Source organism: Photorhabdus cinerea (genome assembly GCF_011189575.1).
Classification (GTDB): domain Bacteria; phylum Pseudomonadota; class Gammaproteobacteria; order Enterobacterales; family Enterobacteriaceae; genus Photorhabdus; species Photorhabdus cinerea.
In genome coordinates this window covers 49,657-66,467 of record NZ_PUJW01000022.1, presented here as the reverse complement: position 1 = coordinate 66,467, position 16,811 = coordinate 49,657, and the positions used below count along the sequence as shown (strand labels likewise).

The following is a 16,811-nucleotide window of genomic DNA, read 5'->3' as shown; positions in this document are numbered from 1 at the left end:
CCGCGAACGCAGATGTCAACGGCGCTCGTAACATTTTAGCGGCAGGACATGCCGTGCTTGCCTGTGGAGGGAGGGTGCAGTCAGGCCGCCTGTCGAAGCAGGAACCAGACACTGAGCAATCAGTCGTTACCCACTAACGGGAATCCCCCTCCTGAGTCACGAAGTGCGAAGGTGGGGGAGGATGTCAAAGTCTGCTCTCATATAGATAGGTAGATACACTAGAAAAGTAATGCAATATTTCATTACTGCCAATCCACGATCCTTTATTCAGTCAAGTTCGCTACTAGAACGCAGGGAGACTTATCTCAAAGAGTGATTAAGTAACCTTGAATCTGACTGAATAAGGGAATCAATATTCCCCAACCAAATTAAAGCAATAACATAAGGCTATCTTAGTCTTTTACTTGCCAGTTCATATGCGTCATTCCGTTCGCGTTTACCCACTGCAACAACAGCAATAATCAACACATCATCCATGACTTCATAAACCAAGCGAAAACCAGCAGCGCGTAATTTTATTTTATAGCAATTCGGCATGCCGCGAAGTTTAGCTGATGGAATATGAGGCTCCACACAACACTTCTTTAACTTTTTAGCAAATTGTTGCTGAATTGATTTATCAAGCCTATTCCATTCCTTAAATGCATCTTCCCTGAATTTCACGTTATAAGTCATAGATAATGATCCAAATCTACATCGACCAATACCTGTCCTCTACGCTCATTGACGAGTCGAATGAGTTCTTGATCGTCCAAAGCATCAAGTATCTGTTCATAAAGTTCAGCCGGAATGCAATAAAACGCTGGCTGGTTACGATTTAGGATCGCAACAGGGTATCCAGCCCCAGCGTTAACAGTCGCCATCGGGTTCTTTTTAAGTTCACTAATGCTTGCGCTAGTATCTGATAAAATTATGTTAGCCATAGAAATACTCCAAAAAGACTTGTTAATAGGTTTTACATTAGCCCTTTTTGTTGAAAAAAACAACAAAAAAGACCACTTAACAGGTCTTTTTAATGACCAGGGAGTGATGCCCCAAAATCAGCACCGAAGTCATCAATATTCGGTGCTGTTTATTCAGAATAACGTGTTCGGCTGCGATAAGAATCTTTAACCGAACAACTTTATCATCAGCGGATGACAATCAATATTGCGCTCTGCTCCTGCAATGTTACTGACATTACAGCATTACAGCGCTTCTGCCTCACAATTCATTGCCAACGCCCTGCTTAAGGTCTTAGCCAAAATAGTTTTATTTTCACTATTTTCCATCAAACTAAAATGGTCCCCCGGTACAGATGTGAGTTGTAGTGAAGAATCAGGCACTATCTGCTCCCAACCTAACGACGGTGCCATATTTAAAGACTGTAGTGCGACATCGGTAACGAAAGGTATCTGCGGATAAGACTCCATTGCATAGAATTGATGTAGCTTTATCGCTAATGCTTGTGGTTCATAATCTTTGACTAGTTGTACATAATTTCCCATCTGTTCCCACCGTTTTGCAATTAAGTCAGAAGGCAGATTTGACGGATATAATTCTAGCTCCTGCGCTGCTGCAATAAATTGCACCAAGTCCAGTTCATCTATTTTCTGGTGCAACACTTCAATCTCTTGAGGATGTTTATCCACTGACTGCCTTGCCAACTCCGCAAGGAACTGAAGTTTCGGCTGCACAACCCGAGCCTTGAAGCTGTGAGGAGCAGGTGTATCAATCAAGCCTAAGAAATTAACCGTTTCACCGGCATTCAGAAGTTGCTGGGCAATAGCGTAAGCCAATACACCACCAGAAGAGTAACCATATATCCGATACGGACCTTGCTGTTGAACTGCCTTCATAAAGGTGATCATTCTGGTAGCCAGTGCCTCAATAGTCGATGCTTGTTCTTCATTGACAGACGGCCAAGGTAACGCATAAATCGGGTAATCCGACTGGATATGCTGAGCCAATCCAAAGACATAGGAATAATCATCCATGCCGCTAGGAACAAAGAATAGCGGCAGCTCAATTCCGTCAGGTCGCACAGGTATCGCACTTCTTTTCGATGGAGATAGCGATTCTGATGTGATTTCTGCTACCAATTCAGCCAACACAGGGAATTGGAACAGATTATTCAATGAGCAAATCAAACCACGCTCCGCAGCAAGATTTATCATCCGCATGGCAAGCAGCGAGTGTCCACCTAGCGCAAAGAAATTGTCATATCGGCCTATCTGCTTAACTCCCAGTAATTGGCTCCAGACAGCTGCCAGCACGATCTCAACTTCGCCTCGCGGTGCTTCATAGATCTGACGGGCAAAAGCATTTTGATCAGGCACTGGTAACGCCCGGCGATCCAGCTTGCCGTTAGGTGTCAGCGGGAATGCATCCAGACGTACAAAAGCTGCCGGCACCATATAGTCAGGCAACAATGCTCTCAGGTGACTATGTAAATGGGTAGCCAGTCCGTTATCCGCTTCCGCCGCCACATAGGCAACCAGCCGTTTGTCCTGCCCATCCCCCTGAGCCAAAACGATAGCCTCACGCACCGCAGGATATTCAGTCAACCGGGCTTCGATTTCACCGGGTTCAATCCGGAAACCGCGAATTTTAATCTGCTGGTCGTTACGGCCAACAAACACTAAATTGCCATCCGGCAGATAACGGGCCAAATCCCCGGTTCGGTACATGCGGGCATCCGGTGTATCATTAAATGGATCAACTAAGAAATGCTCAGTAGTCAAGCCAGAGCGATTGAGATAGCCACGCGCGACTCCGATACCACCGAGATACAATTCTCCTACTGCCCCCAATGGTACTGGCTGGCCATAAGCGTCCAGCAGATAAACATAGGTGTTGGCCGTTGGGCGGCCAATAGGGATTAATGTCTCCGTATAATCAGGCGGACAACGCCAGGTAGTGGCGCACACAGTGATTTCTGTCGGACCATAGGCATTGAACACTGTTGCCCGCCCACGCAGCGCCTGAAGCAGAGCCGTACCCGGTGCTTCACCACCTAATATCAATGTCGGTTTTATTGCTATCTCCGGTAAATCGGCACCATCCCGAAGTAGCGCCGGTGTCAGGCAAGCATGCGTCACCGTCTGTTGTTCCAGATAATGCCAGAAACGAAGTGGGTCCTGACGAACTGTATCGGCTGGAATGTCCAGAGTGGCACCACCACACAGCGCCATCATGATTTCCAAGACGCTGGCATCGAAACCAAATGAGGCAAACTGTAACATCCGACTATCCGCGCGAATATCAAACTGGGTGATTTTATCCCGAATAAGGTTAACTAACCCTTGATGCTCAATCATCACTCCTTTCGGTGTGCCGGTAGAACCGGAGGTGTAAATCACATACGCCAGATGCCGCGAGGTTAGCGCAGGTATTTGCGGGTTGTTGTCCGGCTGATCAGGCAAGATATTCGGATCAAGTACAGTGAATTTTGTCAGCGCTTGTTCACCCAGTGCCGCACGTCCAGTCTCATCCGCCAGTACTACTGACGGGGCAGCTTCATCCAACATATAAGCCAGACGATCCCCCGGATAAGTGGGATCTAATGGTACATAAGCTCCGCCAGCTTTCAGTACTGCCAGCAACCCTACCACCATTGCCGGTGAACGGGTTACACAAATCGCCACCCGTTGCTCCGGTGTTATCCCCAGAGCAATCAATTGGTGAGCCAGTCGGTTAGCACAAACATTCAATTGCGTATAGCTGAGGGTTTGTTCTTCATACACCAGCGCCGTCGTATCCGGTTTTTTCTCCGTTTGCTGTTCAAACAGTTGATGAATACATAATTTCTCAGGATACACAGTTTTAGGGGCGTTCCAACTTTTCAACAACAATGTGCGCTCCGCAGGTGCCAAAATATCAATATCCCTGACAGGCTGTTTTGGGTCAGCGACCATAGCTTTCAGTACCGTTTGTAAATACGCCACGTATCGCTCTATGGTCTGTTGATCAAACAATGCCGTTGCATAGCCCAGATATCCCACAATCCCGCCATCTTCTTCAAACAAGTTCAGTTCAAGATCAAACTTGACCATATAAAAAACTTGCTCGGTAGATAACACTTCCAGTTCCGGTAGTTTCCATTCCGTATTCTCATTATTCTGCCAGGCAAACATCACCTGGAATAACGGCGTATGGGCCAGTCTGCGCGGCGGTTGCACAATTTCCAGCACCTGTTCAAACGGCAGATCCTGATTGTCCTGTGCCGTTAGCGTGGTTTGCCGCACGCGCGCTAGCAGCTCAGACACATCTGGCTCTCCCGATAAATCAATGCGTAAAGCCAACACATTGACAAAGAAGCCCACCAGAGATTCAATCTCCTGACGACCACGACCGGCACTGGGTGTACCGATAACCAGATCATTTTGGCCTGACAAGCGCGACAGGACCGTGGCCCACGCGGATAGAATAGTCATGAATAACGTCGTGCCCTGCTGTTCACTCAGACGTTTGAGGGATTGTGTTAATTCTGCATCCAGATTGATAGACCATATTCTCCCAGTAAACGACTGCCGAGGGGGGCGTGGTCGATCGGTTGGCAAATCAAGTAGTACCGGCGTACCCGTCAACATAGTACGCCAACAGTCGGATTGAGATTGTAAGCATTCAATGGAAAGCCACTGAAGTTGCCACGCAGCATAATCAGGGTACTGAATCGTCAACGGAGGCAACGGATCAGGTTCCCCTGCCAAAAAAGCCGCATAGAGGGCACTTAGTTCTGATTTCAGTATCCCTAAGGACCAGCCATCGAAAATAATATGATGCAAGGTCAACAGAAATACGTAATCCCCATCTGCCAGTTGTATCAAACTGGAACGAATTAAGGGGCCGTGGGCAAGATCAAACGATGCCCCAGACTCTTCCAGACACAAACGCTTGAGCTGCTCATCGGCATCAGTGGCGCCTCTCAAATCATATTTTTTCATGGGTACACCGGATTTAGCCGGTAACAATTCGACCTGGGGTTGACCCTCAACCGTCACAAAGACAGAACGTAAAGCCTCGTGACGGGCAAACAGACCATCAAGCGCCCGCTGCCAAGCACCAATATCAAGCTGACCACGCAAACGCTGTATGACAGGAATATGGTAGGTATCACTCACCCCCTCCAACTGGGCAAGGAACCACAGATGCTGCTGACTAAACGACAATGGCAGAGCTCTACCACGAGATACCGGAGTAATTTCAGGCAATCTGTGACTATTTTCATTACATTGTGCACAGATCTTCTCTGCAAAAGCAGAAAGTGACGGTGACATAAACAAGGCTACGAGCGGCAGTTCAACGCCTAAAGCCGCTACCCGGTTCATCACCCGCACCGCCAACAGTGAATGACCGCCCAGTGCAAAGAAATTATCATGCCGGCTTATCGGGTCAATCCCCAGCAATTCACGCCAGATAGCCGCCAGGGCAATCTCCATTTCCCCTTGTGGCGCTTCGTAAACCTGACGGGCAAACGCTTCTTCACCCAACCCCGGTAATGCCTGACGGTTCAGCTTGCCATTAGGCGTCAGTGGGAATGAATCCAAGCGTACAAAAGCGGCTGGCACCATATAATCAGGCAAGATTGAACTCAGGTGAGTACGCAAGCTATTTGATAATCCCTCGTCCGGCTCCGCCGCCACATAAGCAACCAGACGTTTGTCTTGCCCGTCATCCTGTGCCAGCACCGCCGCCTCACGCACCGCAGGATATTCCATCAACCAAGCTTCGATTTCTCCCGGCTCCACCCGGAAACCCCGGATTTTAACCTGTTGATCGTTACGACCCAGAAATTCCAGATTACCATCCGGCAGGTAGCGCGCCAAATCCCCGGTCTTGTACATCCGCGCATCTGCCTCATCACTAAACGGATCAGCAAGGAAACGCTCGGCAGTCAAATCCGGGCGATTAAGATAACCGCTGGCTACCCCTTCTCCGCCCACATAAATCTCACCGATCACCCCCAACGGCACCGGGTGATTGTCCGCATCCAACAGATAAACTCGCGTGTTGGCGATAGGACGGCCAATCGGGATCTTCGTTGCTCCCGGTGCTAACGCAGTGATACGGTATGTCGTGGTAAAGGTCGTGCCTTCTGTCGGTCCATAGCCATTCAGTAACTGTTGTGGCGGATTATTGCGCAGAATCTGGTTGATCACCGACGGATCGAGCACATCTCCGCCGACAATCAGGCTCTTGATCTGAGGAAGAACCGGCGACAAATCCGCAGCCAGCCGATTAAACAGCCCGACACTCAGCCACAGAATAGTGATTCGGTAATCCTGTAACGCCTGTACAAACGCCTTCGGCGTCAACAGCGTGGCATGATCAATAACCACTAACGTTCCGCCATTAAGCAAGGGGCTCCAGACTTCGAAGGTGCTGGCATCAAACGCGGGGTTAGCGGCGAAGACCACCCGATCATCCTGTCCGATTTCAACATACCCATTATTAATGACCAGCCGGACTACTGCCCGATGAGACACTATCACCCCTTTTGGTGTGCCGGTCGAGCCGGAGGTATACATGATATACGCTGATCCGGTACTGGAACGAAGTAAGTCAGGATTGATGTCCTCTTTTTCCCCGATGGTATTGGTCTCACCCGTGAAACGCAGCACAGGAATAGCCAGGTCAGTTGGGATAGTTACCTGCCCACCCGTGATCAACAACTTCGCTGAGCAGTCACTAATCAACCCATTTTTCCGATCATCCGGCACGTTGAGATCTATCGGCACGTAAACAGCACCAACCTTGAGAATAGCCAATTGTGCCACTATCAGTTCAACCGAGCGCTCTAACAGGATTGCAATGTGGTTATCCGGGTGTATCCCCTGTTCGATCAGTTGATGGGCCAGTCGGTTAGCACGGGTGTTCAATTCCGCATAGCTGAAGGTTTGATCTCCGGCTATCAGTGCTGTGGCATCCGGGGTTTTCGCTGCCTGTTGTTCAAACAATTGATGAAGGCATAACTGCTTAGGATAAGCGATTTCAGTGGCGTTCCAGGTATTCAGCAATAAAGTACGTTCAGTTTCGGGCAAGACGTTCAGTGTCCGTACTGGGGTTTCCGGCGCCTGTTCAAGCATATCAGCCAGACTTTCCAGTGCCTGTTGCATATAACCGCATATCCGTGCTGGATCAAACGGCTGTACTACCTGAGCCGTTATCCCTAGATCGGAACCTCCATCCTCCACCGACAATACAAACGGATAGTTAGTACGCTCTTTAGCACCAAGGAATTCAATCCCGCTCATGATTTCATGCGGGGTTATTGGCTGTTCATTATGCCGGTAGTTCAACAGCGCATTGAAAAGCGGTATACCGCTGGCTACACCACTGCAACGCTGAGCCAACGCCAAAGACGCGTGCTCATACTCCAGCAATCCGGCCAGCCGGGTATGTGCCACTCTGACACTCTCCTGCACCGGGGTATCATCCATATCCAGCCGCAACGGTAAGGTATTGATAAACAATCCCATACCGCTATCAGAACCTTCACCTGCTTGCATACGTCCAAACAATACAGTGCCGAACACCACTTGCGCCTGTCCACTGGTACGCGACAACACCTGTGCCCAAGCCAGGTGACACAGAGCTGCCATACTGACGCCTAAACGCCGGGCCTGACTACGTAAGCGATTATTCAGCCCAGCTGTCAGCATCCGATGCGACTCCACCACTTGGGAGCCATCATGGTGTACTTCCGCCAGACCAAATGGTAGCGTTGGTTCATCCACTTCAGCCAACATGCCGGTAAAGAAACGAGTATGCTCTTCCTGACTGACGCCCAACTGGGCCTGAGCCACCAAATTACGGAAAGGGACCGGAGCCGACAGACTGTCTACCTGCCCGGTAAGATATGCCTGTACTTCGCTGTTCATCACTTCCAGCGTGGTGTGATCGCCAATCAAATGATGCAGCAATTGTAGTAGAATCCAGCGGCCATCGGGTTCCTGTGTGACGACAAAGCGCAACAACGGTGCCTGACTCAAGTCGATACGATACCGACACGAGTCAAAACGTTGGGACAATTGGTCACTAATAAGACCATCAGCCGGATCAAGTATCAGTTCAGTCACAGATAAAGGTATCTGGCGGCAAACCACCTGAGCCGGAACAGACAATCCTTGCCAAACAAAGGCCGTGCGCAGGATATCATGGCGGTCAACTACCTGCTGAACGGCTGCCAGATAACGGTCCAACAAATGCCGATCTGCAAAAGCTTGTTGGGTGATTAGCAGATAAGGATCGCCCTCGTTTGCCAGCAAATGGTGGAACAAGATGCCATCCTGCAACGGTGACAGCGCATAGATATCCTGAATATTGGTTATCCCACCCGGTATTTGATCAACAATGCGATCAATTTCAGGCTGAGTCAGATCAATCAGCGGCAACATCTCCGGTGTCAGTACAGGTGTATCCGGTGTAATGCGGTTATCAGGCACTCTAATCTCATGACTCTGAGACAATGACTGAGCCAGCACACTCAATGTCGGATGCTGGAATAGTGCTTGAACCGATACACCCAGTCCAATCCGCCGCAAACGTTCAATCATCTTGACAGCAAGGAGCGAATGCCCCCCCAAGGCAAAGAAGCTGTCGTGCCGGCTGATCTGTTTAACTTCCAGTAATTCACTCCAAATAGTCGCCAATGCCGTTTCAATTTCTCCTTGCGGCGCCTGGTAAATCTGACGAGCAAAGGCGTTCTGATCAGGCACTGGCAGCGCCCGACGATCCAATTTGCCATTCGGAGTCAGCGGGAAAGTATCCAAACGCACAAAAGCCGCAGGCACCATATAATCAGGCAAAATTGCACTCAGATGTTCACGCAGTTTGTTAGCCAGTCCGTCATCTGCGTCTGCCACTACATAGGCAATCAAGCGCTTATCCTGCCCATCACCCAATGCTAATACCAGAGCTTCACTCACCGCTGGATATTCGGTCAATCGGACCTCAATTTCTCCCGGTTCAATGCGGAAGCCACGGATTTTAACCTGCTGGTCATTACGGCCAACAAACACTAAATTGCCATCCGGCAAGTAACGGGCCAAATCCCCGGTTCGGTACATCCGTGCACCCGCTTTATGACTGAACGGATCAGTCAGGAAATGTTCATCAGTCAATTCAGGACGATTGAGATAACCCCGCGCAACACCCACACCCCCAATATATAACTCACCTACTGCCCCTAATGGCACTAGCTGATTGTGGTCATCCAATAAATAAACACGCATATTGGCTGTCGGACGCCCAATAGGAATAGTCTCATCTAGATAGTTTAAAGGGCAACGCCAAACTGTGGCGCAAACCGTTATCTCTGTCGGACCATAGGCATTGAACACTATTGCCCGACCACATAGTGCTTGAAGCAGCGCCGCACTGGGCGCTTCACCACCCAGTATCAACGTCGGTTTTATGGTCATCACCGGTAAATCAGCGCCATCCCGGAGCAAAGCCGGGGTCAGGCAAGCGTGTGTCACCGCCTGATCTTCTAGGTAACACCAGAGACTATGCGGGTCCTGACGAACAGTATCATCAGGAATAATCAGGCTGGCACCACCACACAGCGTCATCATGACCTCCCAGACACTGGCATCAAAGCCAAATGAGGCGAACTGCAACATTCTGCTATAACTGCGAATATCAAACTGGTCAATTTTATCCTGGATAAGATTGACCAACCCTTGATGTTCAACCATTACCCCTTTTGGCGTGCCGGTAGAACCAGAGGTGTAAATCACATACGCCAGATGATGGGAGGTCAATGCCGGTACCTGCGGGTTACAGTCCGGCTGGTCAGACAGCAAATTTGGATCAAGTACAGTCAGCCCCGAAAGCATCTCTTCACCCAACGCTGTACATCCAGCGTTGTCTGCCAGCAAAATAGCCGGCGCAGCATCAGCCAAAATATGTGACAGACGTTCGCCCGGATAAGCTGGGTCCAACGGCACATAAGCGCCACCCGCTTTCAATACAGCCAGCAACCCGACCACCCGGGCGAGTGAACGTGCCGCACAAATCGCTACCCGATGATCCGGTTTCACTCCGAGTACAATAAGCTGATGAGCCAGCCGATTAGCACGGGTATTAAGTTCCGCATAGCTCAGCGTCTGGTTTTCATACTTCACTGCTATGGCATCTGGGGCCTTCTCTGCCTGTTGTTCAAATAATTGGTGAACACACAACTGCTCAGGATATGACTCTTCGGTCGCATTCCAGCTTTCCAACAATAATGTCCGCTCATTGGGTGACAAGATATCGACAACTGTGACAGGTTGTTGAGGATTGTTCACCATTGCTCGCAACATGGCCTGCAAATAGCCAACCTGCCTTTCAATCGTTTCCAGGTCGAACAAGGCAGAAGAATAATTTAACGTCCCAACAACCTCTCCATCCTTCTCCATCAATTCCAGTTGCAAATCGAATTTAGCGATATCATATCCCTGTCCGATTGGTGCCACTTCCAATCCTGGTAATTGCCATTCTTCTGTTTCACCGTCCTGCCAGGCAAACATCACCTGGAACAGCGGAGTATGTTCTGGTCTGCGTGGTGGTTGTACGATTTCAACAACTTGCTCGAAAGGCAGATCCTGATGATCCTGCGCCGCCAGCGCGATTTTCCGCACACGCGCCAGCAATTCCGCCACATTCGGAGCGCCCGATAAATCGATACGCAAGGCCAGCGTATTGACAAAGAAACCGATCAGGGATTCCACCTCCTGACGGCTGCGACCCGCGCTCGGAGTACCTATTATCAGATCTTCCTGACCGGACAGACGTGACAAGACCGTGGCCCAAGCTAACAACAGAGTCATGAATAACGTGCCCCCTTGCTGTTCACTCAGGCGCTTAAGCGATGTTGTTAATTCTGCACCCAGATTGATAGGCAAGACGTTACCGACAAATGACTGTTGAGGCGGGCGTGGTCGGTCAGTAGGCAAATCCAACAGGACCGGTGCATCAGCCAGCGCAATACGCCAATAGTCAGATTGAACTTGTACCCGCTCAGCCGACAGCCATTGACGCTGCCATGCAGCATAATCAGGATACTGGAGCACCAATGGAGGTAACGGATCACGTTGTCCTACCAGAAAAGCAGTGTAAAGCGCGTTCAGTTCACGTATCAGCACATTAACAGACCAGCCGTCTGAAACAATGTGATGCTGGGTCAGTAAAAATACATAATCATCATCAGCCCGTTGTATCAAAGCAGAGCGGATTAATGGCCCTTGAACGAGATCAAACGGAGCCTCAGCTTCATGTGTGCATACATGCTTAAGCTGTTCGTCCACGTCCGGGGCTTTACGCAGATCGTATTTTTTCATTAGTAAACCCGACTCAGCCGGCAACAGTTCAACCTGAGGTTGACCGTCAACGGAAACGAATACGGAACGTAATGCTTCATGGCGGGTAAACAGCGTATCAAGCGCCCGCTGCCAAGCTCCAATATCAAGCTGACCACTCAAACGCAGTGCCACAGGAATATGATAGGTATCACTCACCCCCTCAAGCTGCGCCAGGAACCATAGACGTTGTTGGGCGAATGACAGAGGCAACTCACCCTCACGGGATATCGGCATGATAGCCGGGAGTATCCTGCTTTGTTCACCAAGCCGGGTATTCATCACCTGAGCAAAAGCCGTCAACGAGGGGGATTCAAATAAGGTGGTCAGCGACAGTTCAATACCTAAAGTCGACACCCGGTTCATTACCCGCACCGCCAGCAATGAATGGCCGCCCAGTGCAAAGAAATTATCATGCCGGCTTATCGGGTCAATCCCCAGCAATTCACGCCAGATAGCCGCCAGGGCAATCTCCATTTCCCCTTGTGGCGCTTCGTAAACCTGACGGGCAAACGCTTCTTCACCCAACCTCGGTAATGCCTGTCGGTTCAGTTTACCGTTAGGCGTTAACGGAAGCGTATCCAGACGCACGAAAGCCACCGGTATCATATAATCCGGTAAAATAGTCCTCAAATGAGTACGCAAGCTATTAGATAATCCTTCATCCGGCTCCGCCGCCACATAAGCAACCAGACGTTTGTCTTGCCCGTCACCCCGTGCCAGCACCGCTGCCTCACGCACCGCAGGATATTCCATCAACCGGGTTTCGATTTCTCCCGGCTCCACCCGGAAACCCCGGATTTTAACCTGTTGATCGTTACGACCCAGAAATTCCAGATTACCATCCGGCAGGTAGCGCGCCAAATCCCCGGTCTTGTACATCCGCGCCTCTGCCTCATCACTAAACGGATCAGCAAGGAAACGCTCGGCAGTCAAATCCGGGCGATTAAGATAACCGCTGGCTACCCCTTCTCCGCCCACATAAATCTCACCGATCACCCCCAACGGCACCGGGTGATTGTCCGCATCCAACAGATAAACTCGCGTGTTGGCAATCGGGCGACCAATCGGGATCTTCGTTGCTCCCGGCGCTAACGCAGTGATACGGTATGTCGTGGTAAAGGTCGTGCCTTCTGTCGGTCCATAGCCATTCAGTAACTGTTGTGGCGGATTATTGCGCAGAATCTGGTTGATCACCGACGGATCGAGCACATCTCCGCCGACAATCAGGCTCTTGATCTGAGGAAGAACCGGCGACAAATCCGCGGCCAGCCGATTAAACAGCCCGACACTCAGCCACAGAATAGTGATTCGATAATCCTGTAACGCCTGTACAAACGCCTTCGGCGTCAACAGCGTGGCATGATCGATAACCACTAATGTTCCACCATTGAGCAAAGGGCTCCAGACTTCGAAGGTGCTGGCATCAAACGCGGGGTTAGCAGCGAAGACCACCCGATCATCCTGTCCGATTTCAACATACCCATTATTAATGACCAGCCGGACTACCGCCCGATGAGACACTATCACTCCTTTTGGTGTGCCGGTCGAGCCGGAGGTATACATGATATACGCTGATCCGGTACTGGAACGAGGTAAGTCAGGATTGATGCCCTCTTTTTCCCTGATGGTATTGGTCTCACCCGTGAAACGCAGCACAGGAATAGCCAGGTCAGTTGGGATAGTTACCTGCCCACCCGTGATCAACAACTTCGCTGAGCAGTCACTAATCAACCCATTTTTCCGATCATCCGGCACGTTGAGATCTATCGGCACGTAAACAGCACCAACCTTGAGAATAGCCAATTGTGCCACTATCAGTTCAACCGAGCGCTCTAACAGGATTGCAATGTGGTTATCCGGGTGTATCCCCTGTTCGATCAGTTGATGGGCCAGTCGGTTAGCACGGGTGTTCAATTCCGCATAGCTGAAGGTTTGATCTCCGGCTATCAGTGCTGTGGCATCCGGGGTTTTCGCTGCCTGTTGTTCAAACAATTGATGAAGGCATAACTGCTTAGGATAAGCGATTTCAGTGGCGTTCCAGGTATTCAGCAATAATATGCGTTCAGTTTCAGGCAAGACGTTCAGTGTCCGAACTGGGGTTTCCGGCGCCTGTTCAAGCGTATCAGCCAGACTTTCCAGCGCCTGTTGCATATAACCGCATATCCGTGCTGGATCAAACGGTTGCACCACCTGAGCGGTCAGCCCCAAAGTAGAGCCACCGTCCTCTACCGACAACACAAACGGGTAGTTGGTGCGCTCCTGTTCCCCAAGGAATTCAATTCCGTTCATGATTTCATGCGGGGTTATCGGCTGTTCATTATGCCGGTAGTTTAGCAGGGCACTAAAAAGTGGTGTTCCACTCTGCACACCACTGCAACGCTGGGCCAGCGCCAATGAGGCGAACTCATGATCCAGCAATCCGGCCAGCCGGGTATGTGCCACTTTGACACTCTCTTGCACCGGGGTATCATCCATATCCAGCCGCAACGGCAGGGTATTGATAAACAGCCCCATGCCACTGTCAGCCCCTTCCCCCGCTGCCATGCGGCCAAACAGCACGGTACCAAAGACGACTTTATCCTGACCACTGGTACGCGACAGGACCTGCGCCCAAGCCAGATGGCATAAGGCCGCCAGACTGACACCAAGACGCCGAGCCTGACCACGCAAGCGATCATTCAGTATCGGTGATAGCGGCTGATGCGATTGTGTCACCTGCGAACCATCACGATGCACTTCGGTTAGTCCAAACGGTAGTGTCGGCTCATCCACCTCCGCCAACATGTCAGTAAAGAAACGAGAATACTCTTCCTGACTTCCTCCCAGTCGAGCCTGAGCTACCAAATTACGAAAAGGGACTGGATCAAGCAGACTATCCCCCTGATCAGCAAAGTACGCCTGAACTTCCCGGTTCATCACTTCCATCGTTGTATGATCACCAATGAGGTGATGCTGCAATTGCAGGGCTACCCAACGGCCATCAGTTTCCCGAGCGACAATAAAACGCAACAGCGGAGCTTGACTCAGGTCAAGACGGTGTTGTCGTGGGTCAAAACGTTGAGCCAATTGCTCACTGACCGAGCCGTCAGTTGGGTCCAACACCAATTCGGTCACTGATAACTGTGCTTGACGCCAAACCACCTGAGCCGGAACGGATAATCCTTGCCAGATGAAAGCAGTCCGCAGAATATCATGACGGTTAACCACCTGTTGAACCGCTACCAGATAACGATCCAGTAGAGTCCGATCAGCAAAGGTCATCGGATAGACCAACAGATAAGGGTCGCCTTCATTTGCCAACAGATGGTGGAACAGGATACCGTCCTGCAATGGCGACAATGCATAGATATCCTGAATATTAGCAATCCCGCCCGGCACTTGTCCGACGATGTGGTCAATGTCAGGCTGAGTCAGATCAATCAGCGGTAACATCTCTGGTGTCAGCGTCGTAGTCGTCGGCGTAATGACATTCGGCGGCAACACCACAGACTGATGCTGTCCCAATGTTTGAGCAAGTTCCAACAGAACCGGCGACTGGAACAGGTCACGTGCCGCCAGCGTCAACCCAAGCTGACGCAAACGTTCAATCATTCGCACACCTAGCAGTGAGTGGCCGCCCAGTGCAAAGAAACTGTCATGGCGGCTAATCTGCTCAATCCCCAGTAATTCACGCCAGAGAGTTGCTAGTACAGTTTCCATCTCCCCTTGTGGCGCGGCATAAACTTGACGGGCAAAGGCTTCCTCTCCCGGTGCTGGCAACGCCCGGCGATCCAATTTGCCATTTGGGGTTAACGGGAATTCATCCAAACGCACAAAAGCAACCGGTACCATGTAATCAGGCAACCGGACACTTAGGTGGTCACGCAAGTGGGCGGCCAATCCGTCCTCCGCTTGCGCCAACACATAGGCAACCAGATGTTTGTCCTGACCATCACCCAGCGCCAGCACAACCGCTTCACGTACCGTAGGATATTCTACCAACCGATCCTCAATTTCCCCCGGTTCAATCCGGAAGCCGCGGATTTTAACCTGTTGATCGTTACGCCCAAGGAATTCCAGATTGCCGTCCGGCAGATAACGAGCCAAATCCCCGGTGCGGTACATTCTCGCACCCGGTGAATCACTAAATGGATCTATCAGGAAACGTTCCGCCGTCAATTCAGGTCGATTGAGATAACCGCAGGCAACCCCGTCTCCGCCAACATAAATTTCACCGACCATCCCCAGCGGTACTGGCTGACCATCAGTGTCCAACAGATAAACCCGCGTATTAGCGATTGGTTGACCAATGGAAATGTTGCTGGTTCTCAAAGGGAACGATTCAATACGATATGTCGTGGTAAAGGTAGTGCCTTCAGTCGGACCATAGGCATTCAAGAATTGTTGTGGCGGACTATTACGCAGCACCTGAGCAATGATATGCGGATCAAGGACATCTCCCCCGACTAACAGAATTTTAAGCTGAGGCAACACCGGGGCCAGTTCTATTGCCAGCCGGTTAAACAACCCAACACTCAGCCACAGGATAGTAATGTGATGTTGTTGTAATACTTGCACTAAATCTGGTGGGGTCAGTAAGGTGAGGTGGTCGATAACCACCAGCGCAGCACCATTAAGCAACGGTGCCCAAACTTCAAACGTACTGGCATCGAAAGCGGGGTTAGCAGCAAAAGCAATCCGATCATCCGGCCTAATTTCAGCATAGCCATTATTAATGACCAGTCGGACAACGGCCCGATGAGGCACTACCACGCCTTTTGGCATGCCAGTCGAACCGGAGGTGTACATGATATACGCAGCTTGGGTACTGGAACTCGGTAAGTCAGGATTGAGATAATCTCCCTTCTTGTCTGCGTTTGTCTTATCGGAGAGACGAAATAGTGGAACAGCAAGGTCAGCCGGAATATCAAACTGCATATCGGTAAGCAACAACTTGGCCGAGCAATCGCTTATCAGCCAATTTTTTCGTTCGTCCGGTACGCTGGGGTCTATAGGCATGTAAACAGCACCAGCCTTAAGGATAGCCAACTGGGCCACCACCAGATCAATGGATCGTTCTAACAAAATTGCAACATGGTCATCCGGATGAATCCCCTGTTCAATCAGTTGATGTGCTAACCGATTAGCACCAGCATTCAGTTCCGCGTAACTGAGGATCTGCTGTCCCGCTATCAGTGCCGTAGCTGCCGGGGTTTTCGCTGCCTGTTGTTCAAACAACTGATGAAGGCACAACTGGTTAGGATACGGTGTTTCAGTCGCGTTCCAGGTTTCCAGCAACAACGTGCGTTCAGCTTCAAGGGAACTTCCCTTTTTAGCGATACTCTCTTTCATTTACTTACTACCTCAACAAATCTGTTAAATATTTGAAAACTGTTATTCCCAGCAACCATCACAAATGTTTTTCTTTTACTTTTAAGAGAAATAACAACGAGCAAACCAAACATCGAAGGATGCTCAGGCAATATTTTCTCTCAGGCGCTGGAT

At 50.3% G+C, this 16,811-nt stretch carries 3 protein-coding genes and 1 pseudogene; 1 reads left to right on the top strand and 3 read right to left on the bottom strand.

The window, feature by feature from the left end; genetic code table 11:
• Positions 1 to 137 (top strand): annotated as a pseudogene (locus C5469_RS23740) (RNA-guided endonuclease InsQ/TnpB family protein); the annotation flags it as partial.
• A 250-nt stretch (positions 138 to 387) separates the two neighbouring features.
• Here C5469_RS23740 and C5469_RS18055 read toward each other — a convergent pair.
• From C5469_RS18055 to C5469_RS18045, 3 genes are all read right to left on the bottom strand, one after another.
• The gene (locus tag C5469_RS18055) at positions 388 to 675 is read right to left on the bottom strand and encodes a type II toxin-antitoxin system RelE family toxin (protein WP_166309597.1); all 288 of its coding nucleotides are present in this window, start codon (positions 673 to 675) and stop codon (positions 388 to 390) included.
• The gene (locus C5469_RS18050; protein ID WP_166309595.1) at positions 672 to 923 is read right to left on the bottom strand and encodes a type II toxin-antitoxin system Phd/YefM family antitoxin; all 252 of its coding nucleotides are present in this window, start codon (positions 921 to 923) and stop codon (positions 672 to 674) included. Before C5469_RS18050 ends, C5469_RS18055 begins: the two co-directional genes overlap by 4 nt.
• Before the next feature lie 264 nt (positions 924 to 1,187).
• On the bottom strand, positions 1,188 to 16,646 hold the full coding sequence (locus tag C5469_RS18045; RefSeq protein ID WP_422615867.1) for a non-ribosomal peptide synthetase: 15,459 nt from the start codon (positions 16,644 to 16,646) through the stop codon (positions 1,188 to 1,190).
• Between the last annotated feature and the right edge of the window lie 165 nt (positions 16,647 to 16,811).